This window comes from Polynucleobacter sp. AP-Ainpum-60-G11 (assembly GCF_018688375.1).
Classification (GTDB): Bacteria; Pseudomonadota; Gammaproteobacteria; order Burkholderiales; family Burkholderiaceae; genus Polynucleobacter.
Genome location: NZ_CP061318.1, coordinates 445,667 through 462,576, shown reverse-complemented (window position 1 = coordinate 462,576; position 16,910 = coordinate 445,667). Strand labels below are relative to the sequence as shown.

At 46.8% G+C, this 16,910-nt stretch carries 18 protein-coding genes; 3 read left to right on the top strand and 15 right to left on the bottom strand.

Features of this window, described 5'->3' with window-relative positions; translation table 11 throughout:
- Nucleotides 1-11: 11 nt before the first annotated feature.
- From FD971_RS02430 to fliF, 15 genes are read right to left on the bottom strand one after another with little or no spacing between them, the layout of a single operon-like run.
- Nucleotides 12-1,073, bottom strand: a complete 1,062-nt coding sequence (locus FD971_RS02430; protein WP_215334536.1) for a carbonic anhydrase — start codon at nt 1,071-1,073, stop codon at nt 12-14.
- 49 nt (nt 1,074-1,122) lie between these two features.
- Nucleotides 1,123-1,920 (bottom strand): hypothetical protein, encoded by a 798-nt coding sequence (locus FD971_RS02425; RefSeq protein WP_215334535.1) that lies wholly within the window; start codon nt 1,918-1,920, stop codon nt 1,123-1,125.
- Complete coding sequence (locus FD971_RS02420) at nt 1,910-2,692, bottom strand: flagellar biosynthetic protein FliR (RefSeq protein WP_215334534.1); 783 nt, start codon at nt 2,690-2,692, stop codon at nt 1,910-1,912. The genes FD971_RS02425 and FD971_RS02420 overlap by 11 nt, the downstream gene beginning before the upstream one ends.
- A 3-nt stretch (nt 2,693-2,695) precedes the next feature.
- Nucleotides 2,696-2,965 carry a flagellar biosynthetic protein FliQ gene (locus tag FD971_RS02415; RefSeq protein ID WP_215334533.1) on the bottom strand — a complete coding sequence of 90 codons (270 nt, stop codon included), beginning with the start codon at nt 2,963-2,965 and terminating at the stop codon, nt 2,696-2,698.
- Between the two features lie 5 nt (nt 2,966-2,970).
- Nucleotides 2,971-3,717, bottom strand: coding sequence for a flagellar type III secretion system pore protein FliP (gene fliP, locus FD971_RS02410; RefSeq protein ID WP_215334532.1), 747 nt, complete (start codon nt 3,715-3,717; stop codon nt 2,971-2,973).
- Nucleotides 3,714-4,052: a flagellar biosynthetic protein FliO gene (gene fliO, locus FD971_RS02405; RefSeq protein ID WP_215334531.1), complete on the bottom strand. Its 339-nt coding sequence runs from the start codon at nt 4,050-4,052 to the stop codon at nt 3,714-3,716. Before fliO ends, fliP begins: the two co-directional genes overlap by 4 nt.
- A gap of 5 nt (nt 4,053-4,057) precedes the next feature.
- The gene (gene fliN, locus FD971_RS02400) at nt 4,058-4,435 is read right to left on the bottom strand and encodes a flagellar motor switch protein FliN (RefSeq protein ID WP_215302791.1); all 378 of its coding nucleotides are present in this window, start codon (nt 4,433-4,435) and stop codon (nt 4,058-4,060) included.
- A 32-nt stretch (nt 4,436-4,467) separates the two neighbouring features.
- Complete coding sequence (gene fliM, locus FD971_RS02395) at nt 4,468-5,565, bottom strand: flagellar motor switch protein FliM (RefSeq protein ID WP_215334530.1); 1,098 nt, start codon at nt 5,563-5,565, stop codon at nt 4,468-4,470.
- Between the two features lie 32 nt (nt 5,566-5,597).
- Nucleotides 5,598-6,350: a flagellar basal body-associated protein FliL gene (fliL, locus tag FD971_RS02390; protein ID WP_215334529.1), complete on the bottom strand. Its 753-nt coding sequence runs from the start codon at nt 6,348-6,350 to the stop codon at nt 5,598-5,600.
- Between the two features lie 27 nt (nt 6,351-6,377).
- Nucleotides 6,378-7,940, bottom strand: a complete 1,563-nt coding sequence (locus FD971_RS02385) for a flagellar hook-length control protein FliK (RefSeq protein ID WP_215334528.1) — start codon at nt 7,938-7,940, stop codon at nt 6,378-6,380.
- A gap of 26 nt (nt 7,941-7,966) precedes the next feature.
- Complete coding sequence (locus FD971_RS02380; protein ID WP_215334527.1) at nt 7,967-8,413, bottom strand: flagellar export protein FliJ; 447 nt, start codon at nt 8,411-8,413, stop codon at nt 7,967-7,969.
- 7 nt (nt 8,414-8,420) lie between these two features.
- Entirely contained in the window at nt 8,421-9,806 is a 1,386-nt protein-coding gene (locus FD971_RS02375; protein WP_215334526.1) for a FliI/YscN family ATPase, read from the bottom strand.
- Complete coding sequence (locus FD971_RS02370) at nt 9,803-10,615, bottom strand: FliH/SctL family protein (RefSeq protein WP_215334525.1); 813 nt, start codon at nt 10,613-10,615, stop codon at nt 9,803-9,805. The genes FD971_RS02375 and FD971_RS02370 overlap by 4 nt, the downstream gene beginning before the upstream one ends.
- The gene (fliG, locus tag FD971_RS02365) at nt 10,602-11,699 is read right to left on the bottom strand and encodes a flagellar motor switch protein FliG (RefSeq protein ID WP_215334524.1); all 1,098 of its coding nucleotides are present in this window, start codon (nt 11,697-11,699) and stop codon (nt 10,602-10,604) included. The genes FD971_RS02370 and fliG overlap by 14 nt, the downstream gene beginning before the upstream one ends.
- Nucleotides 11,700-11,716: 17 nt before the next feature.
- Nucleotides 11,717-13,660: a flagellar basal-body MS-ring/collar protein FliF gene (gene fliF, locus FD971_RS02360; RefSeq protein ID WP_215334523.1), complete on the bottom strand. Its 1,944-nt coding sequence runs from the start codon at nt 13,658-13,660 to the stop codon at nt 11,717-11,719.
- Nucleotides 13,661-13,839: 179 nt separating this feature from the next.
- Here fliF and FD971_RS02355 point away from each other — a divergent pair, with 179 nt between their 5' ends.
- Genes FD971_RS02355 through fliE form a run of 3 tightly spaced genes read left to right on the top strand, consistent with a single transcriptional unit; the run spans nt 13,840 to nt 16,857 of the window.
- The gene (locus FD971_RS02355; protein WP_215334522.1) at nt 13,840-14,982 is read left to right on the top strand and encodes a PAS domain-containing sensor histidine kinase; all 1,143 of its coding nucleotides are present in this window, start codon (nt 13,840-13,842) and stop codon (nt 14,980-14,982) included.
- 23 nt (nt 14,983-15,005) lie between these two features.
- Nucleotides 15,006-16,496, top strand: a complete 1,491-nt coding sequence (locus tag FD971_RS02350; protein ID WP_215334521.1) for a sigma-54 dependent transcriptional regulator — start codon at nt 15,006-15,008, stop codon at nt 16,494-16,496.
- 34 nt (nt 16,497-16,530) lie between these two features.
- Complete coding sequence (gene fliE, locus FD971_RS02345) at nt 16,531-16,857, top strand: flagellar hook-basal body complex protein FliE (RefSeq protein WP_215334520.1); 327 nt, start codon at nt 16,531-16,533, stop codon at nt 16,855-16,857.
- Nucleotides 16,858-16,910: the final 53 nt, after the last annotated feature.

The following is a 16,910-nucleotide window of genomic DNA, read 5'->3' as shown; positions in this document are numbered from 1 at the left end:
TAAGCCAAGATTTAGTTGGCTTTTGTCTCTTTAACCAAGCGATCACCCTTTGGCTGCAATGGACGGGCATTCATCGGATAAATTCGATCGAAGTTTTTGACCTGCTCTTCGCTAACGTAAATTGGGTTTTTCATCACAAACCACAATACATTCTCGCTGCAAGGTGGTGTTGTGAGCGAACCCATGTAGGTGAAATAGCTCTTATCAGCTGGCAGAATCTGGTTCACATCAATGATGACTCCTGGGGCTTCTGACTTGCCTTTGATAAGTGGAACGTTATTCCAAAGAGTCTGAATTAGCCCATTACCCTTCACTTCTTCACTACCCCACCAGGACTTTCTATTGGCTGCCGGTGGTTTTGTAGTCATCAATACACCGACCACTGCCAAGCTGCCATCGTAGTGCTGGTGCACTAAATGGGCCACCATATCGGTACGCTCGCCATTAACCGCCTCTTCACTAGGCTTATGAAAGTGAAATTGAACCAATCTATATTGACGGCCATCGGCAATTAAATTGCTACCCTCTCCATAGTTCACCTGGACTGTATGGCCGTTATCTACGATAGAAAGCTGGGAGGGTCTGTATAGAAACTCTAAGGGGGTGAGCTCTGCTTTAACAGCCCTATCGACATTGATATTGATAGGTGATTGGGTTTTGCCTTTTAAACAAGCCAAATTATCTTTACTTAAGTTACCCCAGTTTTCTGGACCTCCAGGGCCGTCAACGTAAGACCAATGCACGTCATGATGGTCCACTTCAACTACTTTAGCGGCTGCCTTAGTCGCCTTTGGTTTACTTTCAGACTTTGCTTCAACAGCAGCCGTGCCGCTAGGAAGGTCGCCTGTGCGAATCACGATATCCCCAGAGCCTTTATTAATCTTATTAAGTAATACCTTGCTCATGTCATCGTCACCAGCTCCCGATGTTGTGTTTGCGGCTGAAGCTTTTGGCTTATCAGCACTTGCCGTAGGGGCAGGAGCATGTGAATCATTTGCAAAACCGCCATTACTCATCAAAGATGTCAGCAAAATAGCGAGCAAAGAGAGAGAAAGTTTAGTATTTTTATTCATGGTATCGATTACGGATATTTTAGTTATGATGTTTATATTGTTTTATAAATCAAAGCTTTGTGGAACCCTGCGGTGGTGTTTTGGGTGCTGGACGCTTAGGAGTCGTCTTTTTCACTGGTGCAACTGGGGGAGCATTCGATGCATCAGCCAGACTGCCTCCTGGAAGAACATCAATCATTGGCGACCTACTTCTGGAAAACATCCACTCACATTTCATCAGTCCAGCAGCATCCTGGTGGTTCTCTAGTGGGGTAGATTGCCTCAACGCCACTTCAAGCGCCGCATCTGTAGGGGGTGGGGTTAAATCATTGCTAGTTGCCCACTTCAGAAAACGTTGGTACCAACCCAACTTTGGCATTTTTCCAGGATCAGCATAAAAGTTCGCGCTACAGATTTGAAGGCGACGCTCAATTTCACTGGCAGGTAAGTAATAGCCTTCAATTAGCAGAGATGCCACCTTGCTATTGCAACGAGCCCAAGCAGCCAATTCAATCTTGGAACCAGTGGTGGAGCTAGTCGGTTTTTCCAATAAGAGCGAATCTACCTCGCACTGCATTCTTTGTCCGCGAATCTGCAATTTTTTGCAAACCTCAGGACCATTTTCAGCATAGGGATCACGCTTTGTTGAGGAGGGGAAAGGAAACTTCGCCTCACAATCATCCGGGCCGACTTGGGCTTGGTCTAGAGAATTCTGAGAAATAGTAGCCTTATCTTGTGTAGATAGGGTTTGATTGGTACCGCTTTCTGGCGTAGCTGGGCCACCAGGCCATGATTGCGCAAAGCTAGTGGAACCAAGGATCAATAGCGACAAGGTCAGCGCAGACTGGATTAAAAATTTATCTTGCATTTGGTATCTCCACGCCTTGGCGAATAAGTTGCAGTGGGTTTTCAAGGGAGCGCTCCAAAACAATTTGTAAATCAGGAAGAATCATAAATATAACTAAGAATGCCAAAGGGATACTGACGGCAAAGCCCACCGAGAATAAGTTCATCTGCGGACTGGTTCTACCTAAAAATGCCTGCGTTAAATTAAACATCATATACACGAGCAGTATAGGCATGGACAAAATTAATCCCAAACGAAATGAGGCAGCAATTAACTCTAGCACCCCCTTGGATGACCATGCATCAGGCCAAACTCCAACCGGGATTGTTTTAAAGCTACTCAAAATGATTTCAATCAGGACCAGATGAATGTTGAGGGAAAAAGCCAAAGCGATCGCAGTTAATCCCAAGAATTGACCCACTAAACCAGAATCTAAAGCCGGATCTCGAAATGCAGTGGAAGCAAAACTAAAGCCTGCCTGAAAGGATAAAACTTCAGCAGCAATATCAATCACCATGAAACCTACGCGAATCACAAAGCCCATAAATGCCCCGATACATAACTCGATCACTGAGGCAAGGAAAGTAATGCTGCCCGGATTAGGAATTAACTCGGAAGAAATCACGGGCATCATATAGGCAGCAAACGAGAGTGCCACCAATAAACGAAACTGCATTGGGAGTGCTCGAAAGGCAAATAGTGGCGTGGTGAGGAAAAGACCAAACACTCGCATTGAAGCAAACATAAAGATTGCCATGTACTGCTCAATCTGAAGACCTGAAATGGTCAACATAAATTAGTTCACCAAACCAGGGATACGAGCAAAGAGCTCTTTAATGTAATCAGTGAATAAGACTAAGGTGACCGGTCCAATCAACATGATGACCACACCGAAGACAATCAATTTAGGAACAAAGGCAACGGTCGATTCATTAACAGAAGTAGCGGCTTGCAAAATACCAATTACTAAACCCACTACTAGCAAGGCCATCAATATCGGACCCGCCAATACCGCAGCCATTCTCAAGGCTTGGTACACCAAATCGATAATGACTCCGCTTTCCATGAGAACTAATTAATGTAACTTTGTACAAGCGAGGTAGACAGAAGCGCCCACCCGTCAGCCAAGGCAAACACAATTAACTTTAGTGGCAATGAAAACATCATGGGCGAAACCATCACCATACCAAGCGAGGTCAAAATACTGGCGACAGCGAAGTCAATCACCAAGAATGGTAAGTAAATCACGAAGCCAATGAGAAAGCCTGTCTTGATTTCGGAGATGGCGAACGCTGGAATTAAAACAGTAAACGGCACATCCTCGCGAGTAGCAATTTCTTGACCATACATTTTTGCAAAGAGGTTGAGATCATCTCGACGGGTTTGCTTGAGCATGAATTCTTTTAAGGGTTTAGCGCCCACCTCTACCGCCTGAGGAAAGCCCATCTTGCCAGCAGCATAGGGCTGGTAAGCACTCTTATAAATGGAGTCCAAGACGGGATTCATGATGAACAGCGTCAAGAAAAATGAAAGACCGATCAACACAATATTGGGCGGCATGGTTGTCAAACCCAGAGCCTGACGCAATAGGGAAAAGACAATCAAGATGCGCGTGAAGCTGGTCATCAGAACCAAAGCAGCCGGCAAAAAGCTTAAGGCCGTTAGTGCAATGATGGTTTCTACTGGCACTGCATACATGGTGCCGCCGCCACCCGCCTTAGCAGTCACTAAAGGCAAAGATTGACTCCAGGCAACTAATGGAAACAGCCCAATCAGGGCTGTAATTCCAAATGAGTACCAGAATATTTTGCGTTTCATCCTAATTTTCTTTTCACAAACTGGCGCAAATTATTTGCAAAATCTGTGCTCGCCGCTTGCGGCTTCAAATTAGCAACATCCTCGGGATCAAGCTCAGTCAGGAGAGTAATTTGACTGGGAGTGTGCCCCACAACCAAGATACGATTTAAGACATTAAGGACAATTACTCGTTCGCGAGGGCCCAATGCTTGTTGAGCCAAGATCATCACATGTGGGTTGCTAGCGCGCATCGCAGAGTCACGTTTTACTAAAAATGCAACAACCCAAATCAGAGCAGCTGCAAGTGCAAGCCAGATAAATGAAAAGAGCAACATACCTCCGACTGAGGAGCCCATGTCAATTAACGATTAATTTTACGCAGACGCTCTGCTGGAGTAACGATATCAGTCAAGCGAATACCATAACGGTCGTTCACAATCACTACTTCGCCCTGAGCAACCAAGCATCCATTAACAACGACTTCAAGTGGCTCACCAGCCAGAATATCCAATTCAATCACAGAGCCATAGGTCAAGTTCAGCAGATTGCGAATTTGCATTTTGGCGCGACCCAACTCAACAGTGACTTGAACTGGCACATCCATTACCAAGTCAATTTCGTTGAAGTCTGGGTTCGTTCTAGCACCTTCCTCTAGATTATTAAAGGTGGCTTTTCTCAATGAACCAGATACATCTGCACTAGTCATCGATTTTGCTAAATCGTTATCGTTTTCAGCCATGGTGATTCCCTATTCTCTGCTTTCTTTGTGCATCATTGACCATCAGGCACTAAACCATCAGCCACTGCGCTAATTGTATCGCTTGCGTCTGGACTTTCCGGCGCAACAACATGACTTTGGGCGGCTTCTGGCAGTTGCTCATAAAGCTCCCCTTTTTCAGCACTGCGCATCATACTTGGTCCAAGGCGCGCACTCTCTAGAGGGCTCTTCAAGAATTCCGCAGGATGTTGAATCGTGCCGACCTTTACCGAATAGCGACCATCTTTCGTACCATATTGCCCTTTAATCACCGGCAAACCATCTACATAAACGGTCACAGGATCATTAATCTCAATCGGAATAATGTCCCCAACCGAGAGTGAGGTGATTTCACGGAGCAACATTTGCTTGCGAGCTAGTACTGCTACAGCAGTAACTGGCGCCTCATGAACTTGATCATTTAACAAATCAGTCCAATGCTGGTCAGGCTCGGTCGCAAAGCCCTGCATATTGTTGTACAGAATACTTTTAACCGGCTCTAAGACCCAGAATGGAATACACAAATCGATATCGCCTGGTCGGCCATTAATCTCAATAGTGAATTTGGAATGCAGCACCATTTCACCTGGAGAGGTGATCTTGGCAAAACCAAAGTTTGTTTCCTGCCTCATGAAGTCAAACTTAATCTCATAGACAGATTTCCACGCTTTCTCGTACTCACTGAGAAAGGCGTCAACTAAGCGGCGAATAATGCGCAATTCTGTGGCGGTGTATTCACGCAAGTTGAGGCGTGGAGCTAGACGTCCTTCGCCACCAAACATATTGTCAATCGCGATATACACGACACCTGGATCGACAATCCAGCAACCCACACCACGAAGCGGGCGGATACCAACGATATTAATATTAGTACGCTCTGGAAACTCATCTACGAATTTTTGATAACTCTTGACCACCGGAAGATGCATCTGCACTTCAATCGGCGCACGAATCATGTTGAAGAGTGTGAGTCGGACTGCACGACTAAAACGTTCGTGAATCAACTCCAAAGTCGGCATGCGGCGCCGAGCAATGATCTTCGATTTATCAAACATTGCACGCTGATCTTCAGCGTCAATGTTCATTTCGACATTGATTTCCTCTGCCGCCATGTTTTCCTAAGTGGACTTTCTAAAGTGGTCGATTACTGCATCACAAAAGAACTGAACAACACAGCTTGCACTGGCAAATCCATTTCAGTGACATTCCAGAATTCAGCAGCCGCTCTTGCAGCTTCGCCGGTAATTTTTTGACCGGAAGATGTCTCTTTTGGAACTGCACCAATGCGCTCTAAATTTTGCATATCAGCAGTACCTGGCTGTTGTTGCAAAATATAAATCGCAGTTAGCTGTGGCGCAATGATGGAGTTGATCACTAAGGCAATTTCTCGCGCCATCATGACCTTGCCTTCTACCGTAGCCAACTCTTGCATTTGACGTGAGGACAGAACAGTAATGATCTTGTCCCGAATCACCGGCATGAAATTCTTAATCTTGCCCTCTGTAGCGGAATCATTTGTTCTCAGAACAATCTTTGCTTGCAAATAATGTTCGCCACCACGACCAGGAAGATTGACCACCATCTCTTCAAGCGGAATATAGATTGGAGGCGCATTTTCTTTACGCTCCATCAACTGTTTTTTCAGGATATTCTCAGGACGCTTTTCTTCTGCTTCCTGGTGCCGCTTAGCTTCAGCAGCGTGCTGCATGTACATGTATCCGCCTACAGCGCCAGCAATCACAACCACTAAACCAATAATGATAAAAAGTGTTTTTTTGCTTTTAGGCTTTTCTGTTTCTGCGGCACCGTCATCATGTGCGGGAGGGCCTGAAGCAGCTGCAGCAGGTGCTGCTGCATTCGGATCTAAAGTCGGTTCAATACGCTCTTCTTCAGCCATCGCTGTATTCCTCTTTACTCAATAATATCAAGCATACAGGTGGACTGTATCGCTATTTCCCCTATTATCACCTGATCTGACAGAACCGATGGCTAATGTTGTATTTGAGCTTTGAGAAATCGTAGACTGACTGTTGTAAAAACCTTGTCGAGAACCGCCAAAACCTTGCTCTCGAGCTTGCTGAGATTGACCACCCTGCCTTAAATCGAGCGATAAATTCAAGCCCATTTGAGCAAATTCATTTTTCAGGTTTTGGCCACCTTGATCAAGGCGTGATTTTGTAGCATCACTGGCACCCTCAACGATGAGGTGAGCACGTCCGGTTTGGTCAATTCGAAGGTCAATACGAATGGTTCCTTGCTCTGGAGGGGTCAATTCCAACATAATCCGACCGCCACCCGACTTAGCTGCGCTCATGACCTGCTCATGCAGAGGTCCTGAGGCTAGGGAAACTTCTGAGGCCTTCAACTCGATCTTCTGTTGATTGCCTACATTTTGAGCATCTAATCTAGCTAAATTGCCGTTACTTGCAGTAATTTCGCTTAAATTTAAAGTCTCTTTAAATTCTTGCTTCTCGGTATGGGACAAGCTTTGGGCTTCTACTGCGCCCTTGGCGTCCACAGCACTTGCACTCATCAATGGTGCACCGCCTTTAGCGAGCTGACCTTTATCACTTAAATTACCTGAAGTTAAGTTGGCGTCCAAAGTCTTAGACTTGGCTAGCTTGTCGCCAGCGCTTGTCAATACGTTAGGAGCCTTAGGATCAGTTACATTTTGAATCGTAGTTGCCTTGGTGGGATCAACTACACCGGCCTGCTCAACCACTACTGCAGAGGTTTGCTGTCCAGCTCCCTCTACTCCCAAAAGCTTAATCGAGCCTGTTTCAGAACCCTTATTAATGAGGTTCGTCAATTGAGTCTGAATCTCAGGAGGCAGAGTAATGCCATTTTTCTGAGCCAGGCTTTGAATAGCGCTAGCAATTTGGGCTGGAGTTTGGGTATTTTGCTGACCCAAGGACTGTTGTTGCAATGCTTGTAGCAGGGAAGCTGCTTGACCTTGCATAGCAACTTCCGCGCCCTGACCAGAAGCTTTCATTGCTTTGGAAAGTGCCTGGCTAATCAAGGCTGTTTGTTTTGCATCGAGCTGTTGCCCGTTTGCCAATCCCAATATGGATTGATTTTGTTGCGTATTAAGACTGCTCAGCAAACTCTGAATATCAGTAGCTGCATCAGTATTTGTAGCACCATTCGTCTGATTTACTTGGCTTGGGTTTTGAAAAGCAACATTGAGCAAGCCCTGTGCGGCTATTTCTGCCATTAACAGATCGACTGGATCAGTATTTTTTGCAGCCCCAGGCTGTTTAGCACCCATAGTAGGCAAATTTTGCATAGCAAAAGCGCCTGAAGTAGTAGATTGGCCAGAAGTTAGCTGGGCCTCACGACGAGAAGCTGTAGAGCGATCTAGCGCTGACAAGAAGGCTTCAAATCCTACAGGCATAGCAGAGCCGCCAGGCGTTGAGCCCGACTTGCTACCTGCGGCATTTACGCCACTGGCTGCTGCTTGCATTCGAATTTGACTTACTGTTGGCATAGCCTCTCCAAAAGGAACACTACTTACTATGCATCTTTCGTGCCAGAATTGGCAAAAGCCCTCGCGGCGTAGTTGTCTTCAAAGAGGTTCATTTCCGCCTTAGCCTTCTTCTTTCTGGCTTCCAGCTTCTTTTTATCAACTAATTTAGTCAATCCACGGGTGCGCATTCTGGCCTCTGTGGCAGTCTTAAGCGTGTCTTCCGAGGCCCTAGATAGCCCTTGAATCTGCCCATCCATCTCAATTGAGCTCTGAATCAGCTTTTCCCTGAAGGCATTGGCATCCTGTATGAATGCCACTGAAACACTTTGATTGCCACCGGCAATCATCTGCACTTCATAGTCCTTGGCATACTCAAGCACTTGATTTTTAAAGGCTTTTGTTTGATTAACCTGGCCAGCTGCCCTTTTTGCACGTGCCATCGCTTGATCCTCGCGGATTTTGGCTAGACGAAGTAGCAGCTCAATTGCAGACATAAGGGGATTAGACCACCGGCGGAGCGATCTCGAAAAGGAGTTTTTCGGTTTGATCGATCGGAATAGTTTGCTCGGCATCTTGCTGCAAAAACGCCTGAATCTTTGGCCAAGCCTGGAGCGCTGCATCTAAATCCGGGTCAGTGCCGGCAATATAAGCGCCCATGGAGACCAAATCGCGCCCTCGCATGTAGCGGCTATAAAGTTGTTTTAAGCGTCTAGCGGATAAGAGGTGCTCTTTAGATACCACTTTAGGCATCACGCGTGAAATCGATTTTTCTACATCGATTGCTGGGTAGTGGCCGCTATCTGCCAATTCTCGAGATAAGAAGAAGTGGCCGTCCAAAATTCCCCGGGCAGTATCAGCAACCGGATCATTCGTATCGTCACCCTCTAGCAGGACGGTATAAAACGCGGTAATGGATCCATCGGGATTAGCGCCATTACCAACCCGCTCAACGAGTTCAGGCATACGAGCAAACACACTAGGTGGATATCCACGTGCTACTGGCGCCTCACCTAAGCTCAGACCAATCTCTCGCAATGCCATCGCATAGCGCGTTAGAGAATCCACAATGAGAACTACGTGCTTACCTTGGTCTCTAAACCAGATCGCCACATCAGTTGCATATGAAGCGCCTTTTGAGCGCGCCAAAGGAGATGCATCTGCAGGTGCCGCAACTACAACTGCACGCTTAAATGATTCTGGGCCTAGCGTGTCTTCACAAAACTCACGCACTTCACGACCACGCTCACCCACCAAACCAATCACGATGACATCAGCCACACAGTTGCGCGCGAGCATACCTAATAAAACGCTTTTGCCAACACCAGAACCCGCAAAGATTCCAACGCGCTGTCCTCGACCAACGGTAAGCAAACCATTAACTGCTTGAATGCCAACATCTAATGGTTCATGAATAGGTGTTCGATCCAATGGATTCAAAGTTCTTTGAATGAATGGGGAGAATTGTTTTTCTCCATAACCTTTGCCATCAATCGGACGACCCAGGCCATCGACTACACGACCAAGCAGACTCTCACCAATCGGTAATGGCTCGCCAATGCTATTAGAGGTATATCCCGATCCAGAATTGAAAGGAGTATCTGCTGGGTACACCAAGGCACCCGGAGAAATTCCTTCCATCGTATCGATAGGCATCAAATAAGTAATTGCGCCGTTAAAGCCAATGCACTCTGCATCGTAGGTTTTGCCACCGAGCTCAGAAAGAATCGTTGCGCCAGTGCCAATACTCATTGGCAAACCCTCCACCTCAAGCACAATTCCAGAAACCCGTTTGAGCTTACCTTCGCGAATAGAGCGAGGTGTTTGCGCCAGATGTTGCCTGCGCATCTCTAGTTGATCTGCTATTTGAGCCGGCTGCAAGTGACTCACTCTTTTTCCACCTCACCAGAGTAAGGGGCATCTAGGTGCTGCTCTTCATCCAGATGAGAGTCTTCACCCAACTCATCATCCAGCATCTTGATGCTGCTATCTAACAAGGCTTCAGTATTTACCTTGGCGACCTCTTCAGCAGTGCCATCCATGCCTAAGGCATTTCTCACTAGAGCTAAGCGCGCTTCAAGACCTACATCAATACGCGCCCCACTTACCTCAACATAAGCATGTCCGGGTCGTACATCTGCATCAACCAAAATGGTGCATGCAAATGGCAGACCAGGATCATCAACAATTTTTTTCCAGGTCTCCACTTCTTCTGCGCGTAAACGCAGGTAAAGATTTTCACCGGGGCGTGGAAGGCGCATCAGCGCTTCTTGTACAGCTGCGACAAAGGGAGCGCGCTCCATTGAGATATTGGCAGTAAGACGTGAAGCAATTTCAAAACTCAGTTGTGTGAGGGGCTCAGCAATGGCTTCAGGCATTCCGGTAATCGCTTCAAGCAATTGACCCAAGGCATCTTGCAAACGTTTAGTTTCTTCGTCCGCTTCTACATAGCCTTGTTTATAACCTTCGCGATAACCCGATTCTTTACCTTCTTTGTAACCAGCGTCTCTGCCTTCTACAAAACCTTGGTTTGAACCTAGCTCGTAAGCTTCTTTGTAGGCGTTCTCGCGAATCTCCTCAACCTCTTCAACCGTAGGGTATTGAATAGGTGCAACCTTGGGAGGTTTTGGGGGCTTTGGAGGATCAAAGGAGGGTGGCTCCCACCTCGTCAGCAGGGAGTCCTCATCAGAGGAAGGCATCGGCTGACTTGCCCCTTTCCATGATCATGCGGCCTTCATCAGCCAAGGTACGTGCAACACGAATAACTTCTTTTTGCATCTCTTCGACTTCTTGCACTTTGACTGGTGGGCGAGTTTCCAGATCCTCGCGCACGCCATCGGCGGCACGCTTGGCCATATTCTTGAAGAGCTTTTCGCGCAACTTTGGACTTGCGCCTTTCAGAGCAACGATCAAAGTTTCTTGCGGAACTTCTAACAACAGAGTCTGCAGTGAACGATCTTCGATATCGTTGAAATCCTCGAAAACGAACATCTTCTCTTGAATTGCATCAGCCAATTCGCCATTAAAGTTACGAATCGTATTGAGCGCTTCTTTGTCCAAACCACCAGACAACATATTGAGAATTTCTGCGGTAGGCACAACACCACCAACCGTACTTCTGCGGAAGTCGGCATCTGGACCTGCGGAGCGTGACATCACTTCGTTCAATTCCTTCAAAGCGGCTGGTTGGACTTTCTCTAACAAGGCAATACGCAAGATCAATTCATTACGCAAATCATCACCAAACAGCTTAAGAACAGATGCCGCTTGTGATGGCTCTAAGAACACCATCACTGTAGCAATAATTTGCGGATGCTCATTCTTAATCATCTCGTACAGAACATCCGATTCCATGCGCTTCAAAGTCTCAATACCCGACATGTCGAGCGTGGACTCCAGGCGACCGAGTAAATCAGAAGCACCTTCAGCACCCATCGCTTTAGTCAGCATGTTTTGCATGAAGGAGTCGGTATCAAACGCCACCTGTGAATTATTCGCAGTGACATCTTTAAATTGACGCAACACTTGCAGCACGAGATCGCGACTTAATGAACGAACCACCGCCATCTTTCCTGATAGGCGCTGCACTTCAAATGGCGTCATTTGACGCAAGACGTTTGCGGCAGATTCCGCGCCCACCGCCAACAAAACCACGGCGGCGCGCGAAGCTCCATCAAGCTCTTCAAAGCTGAGATTGCCAGATTGAGTAGCGCCTTTGACGCCCTCTTTCAGGGCTTCAGCTATCGATAGTTGTTTGGGTGCAGAGGTTTCTTCGTCAGCCATGTTCTCTACTCTTTATCTCAACCAGCGTTTGCCGCAGCGGCATTAGCGGTATTCGTTTTTTCGGCATCATCGGCCAGCCACTCTTTAAATATTGAGGAGACCACCTTCGGATTTTCCTCCACAAATTCTTGTGCATATTTGAGCAACTCGTCGTACTCCTGCTTCTTCTCTTCGTCAGCACGCTTACGCTCTTCTTCGAGTTTGGTGCGCTCTTCTTCAAGGCGTGCACGCTCTTCCTCTTCGGCGATACGCTGACGCTCTTTGAGTAATTCCATTTCCATGCGACGTTTGTCGCGAGCTTTCGGATCCATTTGGGCCATCTCAGCCTTCATCTTCTCATCAAACTCTTCTTCTATACGCTGCTCTTCCAAAGCCTCGTCCATCTTCTTCGGAAAGAGTAATGGCTTCACAACGCCAAAGAAAATAATGCCTAGAGATCCCAGGATAATCGCAAACTTAAAGAACTCTTTACTGAGCTCAATCACACCCGCCTGTTTATAAAACGGCGGCTCCATATCTGCTTCGATCTTAAATGGAATATTGGCAACGCTCACGCTATCGCCACGCTTTTCATTAAAACCGACCGCATCACGGGCTAAATTATTAATCTGATCTAACTCTTTGGCGTTATAAGGAACAGGCTTGAGTGGCTTGCCATCTTTATCAACTCCAGTAGGCTGCTTGTAGTTCACCACTACACCAGCAGACACTCTTCTGACCTGGCCTTTTTCAGATTTCATTCTCTGAATCGCACGATCTAACTCGTAATTAATGGTTGCGTCTTTTTTGATGTTGCTTGCAGTCGAGCTTGAGCTTGATGGAGGTGCGTTCAGATTTTGCGGTCCAGTAGCAGCTCCGCCTGCAGCATTAATTGGCGCCTGCCCGCCACCTGGAGGCTGGTTGGTCAATGCACCAGGAACACCTGCTGCTGAAGATCCAGGCGTTGCCGCCTCGTTAGTTTGCTGACTACGAATCGAAGATTGATTTGGTGGTGAATTACGACCGAAAGTTTCTTCGGTACGCTCAAGCTCACCAAAGTCCATATCTACGGTAACTTGAGCGCGCACATTCTCTTTACCAGTGACGGGCTCCAAGATGGCTTGCACCCGCTTAGATAAAGCGCCTTCGAGTTCGGCTACGTATTTCAACTGATTACTATCAAGCCCCATTAGGCGCTGAGCATTAGGCGCCAATAGACTGCCTTCGGCATCCACAATCGTGACATTGGCTGGTCCTAGATTGGGTACGGAAGAGCCTACTAAATTGGTAATGGCAGCAACTTGCTGGGCGTCCAAGAATCGGCCTGGGTGCATGGTCACCACAACAGAGGCAGTAGGCTTTTCTTGCTCACGCATAAATGCGGTTTGCTTCGGAATGGCTAACATCACTCGAGCAGATTTAACTTGCGCTAAGGAGCTGATGCTGCGGGCTAGCTCACCCTCAAGACCACGCTGATAGTTCACCTGCTCTACAAACTGGCTGGTACCCATCTTTTGGTTTTCAAGCAGTTCAAAACCAACGTTGCCCGCCTTCGGGAGCCCTTGTCCAGCAAGGCGCAAACGGGTTTCATAGACTGAAGATTCTGGCACCAAAATGGCGGCGCCGCCTTCTGTGAACTTATAAGGAACATTCATCTGCTGCAAGGCGGCCACGATTGCAGCACCATCACGCTCATTGATGCTAGAGAAGAGCACGCGATAGTCATCTTTGCTGCGGCCAGAGACCGATACAAAGACCAATACTGAGATAAATAGGAAGAGTGCTGCGGCTACGATCAGACGCTGCTGGAGGCCTAAGGCACTAAAGCGCTGCTGGAGTTCGCCCAATTTTGAGGGGAGTTTGACCTTGCCCTTAGATGGGGCCGTCGCTGGAATAGCTGCGGAGGCGGCTTTAGAGCCAATGCTAACTACTGCTGCATCCTTCTCGCTATCCTGTATTCCGGGCTTTGCCTCTTCGCTCAATGGGTCGATTCCGTCAAATCAGGTAAAAATTCTGTAAACATAATATCACTAAATATAGAACCTTTTTGCCTTTTTTCCCTAAATATTGATATTCTATGGGATTAAAGAGGCAAAAATTGCCGCCCCAGTCATTAGAAAACCAAAGTCATTTAATCCGCATTTAGCTATAGATAAATACATTGACCAAGTCAGTTCCTACTATACCTGCTGAGAAAGATCCCACTCTAGCTGCCAAGCACCTAGAGGAGGCATTTGCCATTTTTTATGCGGAATCTCAAAAGCTCGAGACTCAGCAAGCCGCCCTACAAGAGAAGATCAATCAGCTCAGCTCTGAGCTGCAAAAGTCCAATCAGCGCTTAGGGATCTTATTAAATGCCATTCCGGCCGGCGTCATTCTTTTAGAGAACAACATTGTTCTGCTTCATAACCCAGCTGTACTCCAGTTCTTACCTAATTTAAGTACAGGCAATCATTTTGAATTACCAAATGATTGGCAAGCCTCCATAGCGCCTGGTGAATATCTGATTGGCAATGCGGAAAATCGCAACTCGCCGCAAAAGATGGTTCAGGTGATTCGCATTGATGAGGGCATTCGAAGCTTTGTTCAGATTCAAGACATTACGGCCAACATCTCTCTTCATCAAGAAACCCAGCGCGAGAATCGCCTCACCGCTATGGGCAAAATGGCCGCCGGTATTGCACACCAATTTCGCACACCGCTAGCTACTGCCCTACTGTATTCATCCCATCTTTGCGATGATGAAGTTCAGCCAGAAATGGCAAAAGAGTTTGCCTTGCGTTTGCGCAAACAATTGCTCGATCTTGAAAAACTCTCACAAGATATGTTGCGATTTATTTCTAATCGCCCCACCAAAACTGTACTTGCTTCTGCCAAGCAACTGATTGATGAAGCGCAAGCTAGCATTCAAGCATTGTTTGAAACAAAACAAGTAAAACTCAATGTTCAGTGCGATATTTCGGAAACGGTGATGTTGCTAGTGGAGCCTAAATCCATTCCGAATGCACTCGTAGCTATTCTTGAAAATGCACTGGCGGTTTCAAAGCCCAATGACGCCGTTTCACTCACCGCAAGCATTGATTCAAAGAAGCTAATCATCACCATCGAAGATCAGGGACCCGGAATTGCGAGCACGATCATTGACTCCTTGTTTGAGCCCTTCTCTACAACTAGCGCTAATGGCACCGGTCTTGGTCTATCGATTGCAAAAAATACTTTAGATGCCCACCGCGGAACAATTGCTGTTCACAACACTAAACACGGCGCCGTCTTTAAGATCACCTTACCCATCACGCAACAATAAATACTGAGAAACGAACTATTGAAATGAATGACGCTATTGATCAACGTTTCCCCGTGATTTTGGTTGAGGATGATGAAGACCTCAGAGAGGCTATCGCAGTCACGCTTCGCATGAAGAATATTGACTTTGTTACTCACCAAAGAGCTGAGACAGTAGTACCACTCCTGCGCCCAGGACTCAAGACCGTATTGGTCACAGACTACAAGCTGCCTGGCATGACTGGCTTAGATCTCCTGAAGATCGCACAAACAGAATGTCCTGATTTGCCGGTGGTGATCATGACCGCTTTTGCTGATACTAAGCTTGCAGTAGAAGCTTTAAAAGCAGGCGCAAGAGACTTTCTCATTAAGCCGTTTGTACCGCAACAGCTAATCGAAATTATTTCTCGCTATCACCCACCAGAAACCAATCTAGTAAGTACGCCCGAAGAATCTGCTCCAGTAGAAGCTACGCCAAAAACTAAAGAAGTTGGCTCACAGATTCGACCTGCGGAGCACAACGTGATTGCAGTAGACCCACAGAGCATTGCTACCTTCACGAGATGTGAACGAGTGGCCGCAACCGATACGAGCGTTTTAGTGACAGGCGAATCTGGTGCAGGTAAAGAAGTGATTGCGCATCACATTCATAAAACATCCAAGCGCGCAAAAGGACCTTACGTAGCCATTAACTGCGCGGCTATTCCAGAGACCTTGTTGGAATCGATTTTGTTTGGTCATGAAAAAGGTTCATTTACTGGTGCCACCAAATCACAAGCGGGTAAGTTTGAGCAAGCCCATAAAGGCACCCTCTTCTTAGATGAAATTGGTGAGATGCCAGCACCACTACAAGCCAAACTCTTGCGCGTATTGCAAGACAAAATGATTGAGCGTATTGGCTCAACTGACTCCATCCAGGCAGATGTCCGCATCATTGCGGCTACCAACCTCAATCTTCAAGAGCAAGTCAAAGCAGGTAAGTTCAGGGAGGATTTGTACTTCCGCCTAAACGTGTTCCCAATTCATGTTCTGGAATTGCGCAATCGCCCTCTAGACATCATTCCACTGGCGGAGTTCTTTCTCAAACGCTATAGCGTAAATATTGGCCGTGACACCCTCACCTTGAGTGTGGCAGCTAGAGCACTTTTACAAAAGTACCCTTGGCCTGGCAATGTCCGTGAACTAGAGAACATCATTCAAAGGGCGGTTTTATTGGCAGATGGGGATCAAATCTATGCGGAAGACTTAGAACTGGACGACTCCCAACTGACCCACACTGCCACAGTCGATCACTCCCTAAAAGAAGCAATAAATCGTACTCCAGAGGGCAAAATGCCCCAAAATGGCACAGAAATTGCATTACCTAAGGGTGAATTAAGTCAGGATATTGAGTCAGTGGAGCGTGAGCACATCCTCAAGGTTTTGGCAGAAGTAAATGGAAATAGAACGAAAGCCGTAGAAGTATTAGGCATCTCAGCAAGGGCATTACGCTACAAGCTGAAAGCCTATAAAGAAGCAGGCTTTCTTAATGAATAAGTATTTTGAGTGATTTTGATAGATAATTAGGCGCATGAGCACAACAACCAGCGTAGATTCGATGATTACCCGGATGCAGGCATTAGCCGCTGCAGCCAGTGGTAAGCCTGTCGCTACTGATAACCAAGCTGGCAATGGCGTTGATTTCTCCGCAGTTCTCAAAAATGCGATTGAAAACGTCAATACCGCGCAAAATAGTGCTCAAGCTAAAGCCCAGTCCTTTGCAACTGGTGCATCGGATACCTCATTGGAAGATGTGATCGTCTCCCTCCAAAAAGCCAATCTTTCCTTACAAGGCATGATTGCAGTTCGCAACAGATTAGTGGATGCTTACAAAGAAGTGACGAACTTACAGGTTTAAGTAACCAGGCCCCAGATAAGCAAAAGCCCAGTTGAACTGGGCTTTTTTTATTA

What these genes read in the sequence shown, in the direction of transcription:
- FD971_RS02430 (WP_215334536.1), bottom strand. Translation starts at nt 1,073, where the DNA reads ATGAATAAAAATACTAAACTTTCTCTCTCTTTGCTCGCTATTTTGCTG.
- FD971_RS02425 (WP_215334535.1), bottom strand. Translation starts at nt 1,920, where the DNA reads ATGCAAGATAAATTTTTAATCCAGTCTGCGCTGACCTTGTCGCTATTG.
- FD971_RS02420 (WP_215334534.1), bottom strand. Translation starts at nt 2,692, where the DNA reads ATGTTGACCATTTCAGGTCTTCAGATTGAGCAGTACATGGCAATCTTT.
- FD971_RS02415 (WP_215334533.1), bottom strand. Translation starts at nt 2,965, where the DNA reads ATGGAAAGCGGAGTCATTATCGATTTGGTGTACCAAGCCTTGAGAATG.
- fliP (WP_215334532.1), bottom strand. Translation starts at nt 3,717, where the DNA reads ATGAAACGCAAAATATTCTGGTACTCATTTGGAATTACAGCCCTGATT.
- fliO (WP_215334531.1), bottom strand. Translation starts at nt 4,052, where the DNA reads ATGGGCTCCTCAGTCGGAGGTATGTTGCTCTTTTCATTTATCTGGCTT.
- fliN (WP_215302791.1), bottom strand. Translation starts at nt 4,435, where the DNA reads ATGGCTGAAAACGATAACGATTTAGCAAAATCGATGACTAGTGCAGAT.
- fliM (WP_215334530.1), bottom strand. Translation starts at nt 5,565, where the DNA reads ATGGCGGCAGAGGAAATCAATGTCGAAATGAACATTGACGCTGAAGAT.
- fliL (WP_215334529.1), bottom strand. Translation starts at nt 6,350, where the DNA reads ATGGCTGAAGAAGAGCGTATTGAACCGACTTTAGATCCGAATGCAGCA.
- FD971_RS02385 (WP_215334528.1), bottom strand. Translation starts at nt 7,940, where the DNA reads ATGCCAACAGTAAGTCAAATTCGAATGCAAGCAGCAGCCAGTGGCGTA.
- FD971_RS02380 (WP_215334527.1), bottom strand. Translation starts at nt 8,413, where the DNA reads ATGTCTGCAATTGAGCTGCTACTTCGTCTAGCCAAAATCCGCGAGGAT.
- FD971_RS02370 (WP_215334525.1), bottom strand. Translation starts at nt 10,615, where the DNA reads ATGCCTTCCTCTGATGAGGACTCCCTGCTGACGAGGTGGGAGCCACCC.
- fliG (WP_215334524.1), bottom strand. Translation starts at nt 11,699, where the DNA reads ATGGCTGACGAAGAAACCTCTGCACCCAAACAACTATCGATAGCTGAA.
- FD971_RS02350 (WP_215334521.1), top strand. Translation starts at nt 15,006, where the DNA reads ATGAATGACGCTATTGATCAACGTTTCCCCGTGATTTTGGTTGAGGAT.
- fliE (WP_215334520.1), top strand. Translation starts at nt 16,531, where the DNA reads ATGAGCACAACAACCAGCGTAGATTCGATGATTACCCGGATGCAGGCA.